Here is a 6,895-nt window from a genome sequence, read left to right on the forward strand (position 1 = left end):
GCTGCAACTAATGAAATAAACATCAGAAATGCAATATACAATACAATACGAACAAGAAATCTAAAAGACACAATATACTAGAAAAAACATAAATAAACATAGTATAAAACCATACATGTCTAAATAAGTATCTCTTAGTCAGTATGCCATTTATCAAAACATGATTCATACAAAAGCACTAATTTATTAATACAAATTTCATAATAAATGCACAAAAACTTAATAAAAAAAAGTTTATTAAAGTCATTAATGCATGAAGTCATATTTCAACACAAAGATTATTAAACTTTACTAAAAAATAATCAACAAAGATAAATCACTTAAAACCCAATAAACTAAATAATAATCCTTATTTTAACTTAATATTACTTCATCATCATAATATAAGCCAATAAGTATCAATTAACTAATCAATGAATTATGGAAGATCTCCGAGAAATCCTGTAAATATAATGTTGACACATCAATTGTTGTATCGTCAACTTTATATATGGTTAAATATATACTTCCTAACAATGAAGCATTTAAAAGAATTATTTGATAAAAATTCATCGGAGATCCAATTAGGTGCTTTGATTTCTATGATACATAGATCGTATATGTTTTATATTAATCATTCACTTAAAGATTTAGATATAACTGCTGCACAGATTCCTTTTTTATATTATATCTCAAAAAATAAAGATATTTCTCAAGAAGACTTGGCTTTTAAATTTAACATAGATAAAGGAGCTGTTGCAAGAGCTATTAAAAGAATGAATGATCAAAATATTATTTTAAGAGAAATAGACACTGAAAATAGAAGAAGATATAAACTTTCTCTTACAAGTAAAGGGGAACTAATTTCTAAAAAAATCAATGAAATCAATGATAAATGGGAAAATAACGTTTGTGATAGTATTTCTATATTAAATAATGAAGAATTAAAGGATTTATTTAAAAAAATAGCTTGTGAATCTATTTTATCTAATAGAGATATAATTAATAATGAATTGGGGAAAGATAATGAGTAAAAATATAGATTTAATAACAGGGGATCCAAAAAAAGCAATAGTATCACTTGCTTGGCCAATGATGGTTTCAATGCTTTTGATAATGGCATATAATTTAGCAGATAGTATATGGATTGCAGGTTTAGGTTCTGATGCTTTAGCTGCTTTAGGTTTTGTAACTCCATTGTTTATGATAGTTATTGGTTTAGGAAATGGACTTGGTGCAGGTGCTAATTCATTAATAGCTAGATCAATTGGGGGAAAAGACAAGAAAACAGCAGATAATGCTGCATTACATTCTGTATTAATTACATTTATCCTTTCTATTGTTACTCCCATTATTCTTCTTTTCTTTTTGAAAGATATACTTATTTTAATGGGTGCAGGTAGTACCGTAGGTCTAGCTTTAGAATATGGTAATGTAATATTTGCTGGCATATTCTCTTTGTTATTTTCAGCACTTCTATCTTCTATTTTACGATCAGAAGGAGATGTTAAAAGAGCAATGTATGCAATGGCAATTACAGCTGTTTTAAATATAGTTATTGATCCAATTTTTATTTATACTTTAAATTTAGGAATGACTGGTGCTGCAATAGCTACTGTGTTTTCTGCTTTAATTTCTTGTTTGGTTATGGTTTACTGGATTTGGGTTAAGAAAGATACTTACCTTTCACTGTCTGCATCTTCTTTTCATTATAAAGGAAAAATAGTAAAGGATATTTTAAATGTAGCTATTCCTTCTACTGCTGAAATGCTTATCATGTCAATTCTTGCTGTTTTAATGAATGCTATGATAATGATTGTTTCTGGAACAGTTGCAGTTGCAGCTTATACTGCAGGAATGAGAATTGTTCAGTTATGTATGATTCCTATATTAGGTTTTGGAACAGCTGTTTTAACAGTAGCTGGAGCTGCTTATGGAGCCCGTAATTATGATAAATTAAAAACAGCTTTTACTTACTCAATTAAACTGGGATTTGTACTTTCAATAGGATTAGGACTAATAATGGTTATTTTCTCTCCACAAATAGCTCAAATTTTTTCATATTCAGATGCAGCAGGTGGTTTACCAGAGGCAATAACTCAAGTTCTTCAAATATTAAGTTTCTTTTTGGTTGCTATGCCTTTTGGTTTAGTTTCTTCAATGGTATTTCAAGGAGTTGGAAAAGGACATATGTCTTTACTAATTACAATGTTCAGATCATTAATTTTTGAAGCTATTTTATCTTATTTATTTGGTTTTGTACTTGGAGGAGGAATTATAGGACTGTATATAGGTATTGTACTTGGTTCTTTCATAGGTTCATTCTTTGGTTTTGGTTTAGCTGTATTATTCTTAAAATCTTTTAAAAAAAAATATGCAGAATATAATAAAAAGATGAAAACTCAAGAATAGGAAAAAATAATATCCTTACAGTTAAGCAACAGTAACATTAAATTAAATATAACTGTTGAATTATAGAATACACATATAAATACATATAAATATATTAATTAAATTAAAAAACATGTTTTAATATTTTGAGGAAGTAGATAATATGTTTGTAGCACCTAATTGGATAGAAGGATGGTTAATACAGTTTGGAATTTTTGTAGTACTTCCCTTGATTATAGCTGTAATTACAGGCTTAATAGTTAAGAGAAAAAGAGGTAGTAAGGGATTAGGTATTGTTAGTGTTGGATTATCTTTTGCTTTACTCCTTATTATTATGATGCCCATAGGTAATGTATTTTGGCACTATAGTTATGAAGTACCATCTGTTCAAGAAAAAATCATCACTGTTCAAGAATGGCAACCTAGACCAGGAATTAATTATGATAATCAGGGTACAATGGTAATAGATAATGCTGGTCAATTAATGTTAATCACAACAGAAAATGAAGGATTTCTAAATGATGAAAACTTTTTATTCCAAAAATTTAATACAAGGGACATATTCAATGATTTAAAAATTAATGGAACATACAAAATTAAATATTATGGTTGGAGGAATGGTTTTAATAGTGGCTTCCCTAACATATTATCAGTAGAAAAAGTAATAAATGAAACTGGTACTGAAAATAATAGGTATGGTGAGTACTTTGGTGTTAAATTTGCAAGATAATAAATATCTGCTGATAAACTAGTTTTAAATTATTACTCTACCACAAAAATAGCTTTTGTTTATCTATTCAAATCATTAATTGAATGATAATGAATTGAATCAAGTATGAAAAATTAATAATTTAGAATAATTTAGTAATATAAATGCCTCAAGAGGTAAGTTATTGACACAGCCAATAAAAATCAGTAAAATACAAAAAATTTATATACATAAACAATAATATAGAATAATGGTGACTGTAATTAGTCACATGTTTTTGAAAAATATAGAATGAGTAGTAAAAAGAATAATTTAATCAACTAATTACATCAATAATTCTTTTATAACCACTAATGAATTGACCCCCTTAAAACACTGACAAATAGTAAATAATCACAAACACCTCTTGATAGCTTCTTTTTACTCATTCTTTCTTAAATATTATTTATATGAAACAAACATTTCAAACTTTTAGAAAAGTTTTGTCATATGCTATTTCCAAAAATAAACTATTTTAGGTATAAGAAATGCTTTTATTAATATGAAACAAACTTTTAAAAAAAGTTTGATCAAAAGCTATTTCCAAAAATAAACTATTTTAGGTATAAGAAATGCTTTTATTAATATTAAATTTAATTTTATAAGTGGTATATTGAGATTTTCTTAAATTTTCTATTTTTTTAAATCGAAGATTTTCTTAAATCTTATTGTTTTGCGAAATTAGTGTTTAAAATACTGTTTTTATGTTCTTCTTTTATCTTATTATAAAGACGTCGAGTTGTTAAACTTGAATAATAATTCAAAGACAACTTCAAATTAGCTAAACTACTTTCTAGATTTTTCTTTTTATAATCTATAATAGCTATTTCCTTATATATAAATGACTTAATGTTATTTGAAACATTAGTTCTAAGTAATTTATTAAAATAAGGCAATAAATCATCGTAATGGTCTAATGAAGCATTTGATTTATCTAATTTATTTAATTCTTCTAAAAGTAATATATAAAGTTTATATTCAGTTGTTATGTCTAATTTTTCTCTGTCCCATATTTTTTCGTCTAAAAAATTTCCATCAAAATCAAATTTATATTTATATCCATTTCCATGGTCTAAATAAATTATTCTTTCATGTTCTTTTATAATATATCCTTCAGGCCACATATTTTTGATACTAATGTCCCATAACAGGTTATTTTCTTTTAAATCAAAGAAATATAGTTTATTTCCATCTAAACTACTTTCATTATATCCTGTTTGAAATATTGCAAAATTTCCATCATCTGATATTGCACTTTCACGAATATTGGAGTTTAAATAATGTTTAAGGATTGTTCGTCCATTTTTATTAAACCCATAGCATATACTACCTGTTTCATTAATTCCATCTTTATTAAAAAGCCAATCTTCAAAAATAAAGTTTCCATTATTTCCAACTTTACCTTCGTTAGGTCTCTCTATTTTCCCTTTAAGAATAACGCTTTCATCTTCGCATAAAATGTAGGTACCTTTCCCTCCATTTCTCCTTCCACATTTATGACGATCCTCACTGCAATCTAACCATGAAACAATATATTTTTTATTTTCTGATATATTATAAAATCCAAAGTAGTTTAGTTTATTGATTTTTATAAATTCCTTCCCAATTTCTATTTTATCTATATTTTCCGTATGAAAACCCTTATTTTCACTTAATACCATATTATTGACCCCAAATAATACAAATAATAATTTAATTATAATCTATTATATTCTATACCAACACTTTGATAAATTATTTTAATAAATAATTGTAAGTTAATATATGAACTTTATATGATATAAACTTAACCATCAAATAAAAAATTACAATGTTTTCATATACCTATCTACTTATCTTATTGAAAATCAACATATTAATAAATTTTATAATTATTGACTATACTTCTTGAAAAGCTCTTAATTTTTCATTAAAAATAAATTTTACAATTATTTAAATTTAAATATTATATTAATAAAAGCATTTCTCATACTATATTGCTTATTTTATGAAATAGCTTTTGATCAAACTTTTTTCAAAAGTTTGTTTCTATATTCTAAAAAATTACTAGTCTACATATTTCATTAATATAATTCTAATTAATATTGAAAAAAGATATTTAATTATCTTTATTTTGATTAATATCTATTTTCAACTAAATTCATTTCTTAATTAATTCATCAATTTGAATATAGTTGAAAATAAAGTATTTAAATAATATAAAACTACATAAAAATTAATTTTTGGCATGATTATTATCTAATCATAGCATCTTTATCAGCATTTAAATCATTGATAGTCCAAATGCCACTATTATTAGTATTTAGATATAAATATTATCATTATAAATTATAATATAATGTTCAATTGATTATCATATCTTAGGGGATGGAGAGGAGGATATGTCCACAGTATCATTAGCTATTTAATTATAATAAGTGATGTATATTCTATTAAGCCTCCTATATTTCACTACTTTTCTTAGATATCTTGATAATAATTACATGTATATTCATTTATATTAAGTATCATAGAAATACTATTTTATCATTATTTTGTCTGTGATTGTAGTAGTATTCTCAGGAATAATAATAAATATGTAATTGATAATAATGGACAATGTTATATAGAAATGTTATACGAGAATAAAAGTATTATTTCTTCTTTTCAGGAGTATATTTTAGGATAGCTACTCCTTTTTTATTTGTTTTGGCTTTTCCAACATATTTTCCTGCAAAATAGAATTTAATGTATTTGCCAGCTAATGGTTTTCCTTTAGCATTAGTTAATTTAGCTTTTAATCTTGTAACTTTGTCATATTTAGTTTTAACATAGTAGATAGTAGTGATTGTTTTTCCTTTTTTAGATCTAATTTTGTAGGTATAGGTTTTAGAGGTTTTAGATAATTTATTGTATTTATTGTCTTCAACGAACTTGATTTGTAGTTTATTGGAAGATTTAAGTGTGGTTTTTATAGTAAATTCACCTTTACTATTAGTTTTGTAATTATCTATTTTTTTACTATTTATATAGACTGTGAATGTTTTATTTGGAACTATTTTGCCTTTGCTATTGGTAGCTTTGACTTTTATTGTTTTTTTATCTCCAACATATCCAGTTGGTAAAATAGTAGTTAAAGTGAATTTATCTTTAGTCACGGTTATAGTGGATTTTGATGATGTTGAATCAGTGTAAACACCTGTAGGATCAGTGAATGATGAGGTATAAGTTAGTGTGCCTGTTTTTGTTGGAGTGTATTTAAAGTAAGCTACACCTTTTACATCAGTCTTAGCTGTTCCAATGAGTTTTCCATTAACGTAGAATTTAACCTCTTTATCTGCAATAGGTTTACCATTACTGTCTTTTAAAGTTGATTCTAGTTTAACAGAGTTATCAACAGTTATTATCACATTTAATGTGTTTATTTGGCTTGGAATTGCTTCTGAAATAATATTTGTTGAGCTATTATTATTTCCGATATTTTTAGTAGTAGTGTTGATTGTAGCAGTATTTTTTATGGTTCCTACACTAATTATTTTTGCATTAATTGTTAGTGTGGCTGTTTTTCCACTATTTAAAGTAGATATGTTCCATAAACCAGTCATATTATTATAAGTTCCTATGTTAGATGAATAGTTAATGAATTGTAGTTTAGGATCTAGTTTTTCTAAGGAGTTTATCCATAATTAAAATAAAGGTTTATGATTGTTGGATATGGTTTTAGATGTTTTTTAGTTTTTGTTTTAGTTTTTTGGTCTATTTTTTGTGTTTTAGTTTTAAACTTTTTAAATGTGTTTT

At 25.2% G+C, this 6,895-nt stretch carries 5 protein-coding genes; 3 read left to right on the forward strand and 2 right to left on the reverse strand.

Annotated elements, in window-relative coordinates; all coding sequences use genetic code 11:
* Positions 1-515 precede the first annotated feature (515 nt).
* The 3 genes from MBFIL_RS01530 to MBFIL_RS01540 all read left to right on the forward strand — a co-directional run bounded on the left by MBFIL_RS01530 (position 516) and on the right by MBFIL_RS01540 (position 3,100).
* Positions 516-1,013 carry a MarR family winged helix-turn-helix transcriptional regulator gene (locus MBFIL_RS01530; RefSeq protein ID WP_066970811.1) on the forward strand — a complete coding sequence of 166 codons (498 nt, stop codon included), beginning with the start codon at positions 516-518 and terminating at the stop codon, positions 1,011-1,013.
* Positions 1,006-2,391: an MATE family efflux transporter gene (locus MBFIL_RS01535; RefSeq protein ID WP_245637439.1), complete on the forward strand. Its 1,386-nt coding sequence runs from the start codon at positions 1,006-1,008 to the stop codon at positions 2,389-2,391. Before MBFIL_RS01530 ends, MBFIL_RS01535 begins: the two co-directional genes overlap by 8 nt.
* A 142-nt stretch (positions 2,392-2,533) precedes the next feature.
* Positions 2,534-3,100, forward strand: coding sequence for a DUF1523 family protein (locus tag MBFIL_RS01540; RefSeq protein ID WP_066970815.1), 567 nt, complete (start codon positions 2,534-2,536; stop codon positions 3,098-3,100).
* 683 nt (positions 3,101-3,783) lie between these two features.
* Here MBFIL_RS01540 and MBFIL_RS01545 read toward each other — a convergent pair.
* Complete coding sequence (locus tag MBFIL_RS01545) at positions 3,784-4,779, reverse strand: hypothetical protein (protein ID WP_066970817.1); 996 nt, start codon at positions 4,777-4,779, stop codon at positions 3,784-3,786.
* Between the two features lie 972 nt (positions 4,780-5,751).
* Positions 5,752-6,777, reverse strand: coding sequence for an Ig-like domain-containing protein (locus MBFIL_RS01550; RefSeq protein WP_281192426.1), 1,026 nt, complete (start codon positions 6,775-6,777; stop codon positions 5,752-5,754).
* Positions 6,778-6,895 lie beyond the last annotated feature (118 nt).

It is taken from the genome of Methanobrevibacter filiformis (assembly GCF_001639265.1).
Classification (GTDB): domain Archaea; phylum Methanobacteriota; class Methanobacteria; order Methanobacteriales; family Methanobacteriaceae; genus Methanacia; species Methanacia filiformis.

Excerpts from the sequence above, each read along its gene's own strand:
- MBFIL_RS01530 (WP_066970811.1), top strand. The coding sequence starts at position 516 with ATGAAGCATTTAAAAGAATTATTTGATAAAAATTCATCGGAGATCCAA.
- MBFIL_RS01535 (WP_245637439.1), top strand. The coding sequence starts at position 1,006 with ATGAGTAAAAATATAGATTTAATAACAGGGGATCCAAAAAAAGCAATA.
- MBFIL_RS01540 (WP_066970815.1), top strand. The coding sequence starts at position 2,534 with ATGTTTGTAGCACCTAATTGGATAGAAGGATGGTTAATACAGTTTGGA.
- MBFIL_RS01545 (WP_066970817.1), bottom strand. The coding sequence starts at position 4,779 with ATGGTATTAAGTGAAAATAAGGGTTTTCATACGGAAAATATAGATAAA.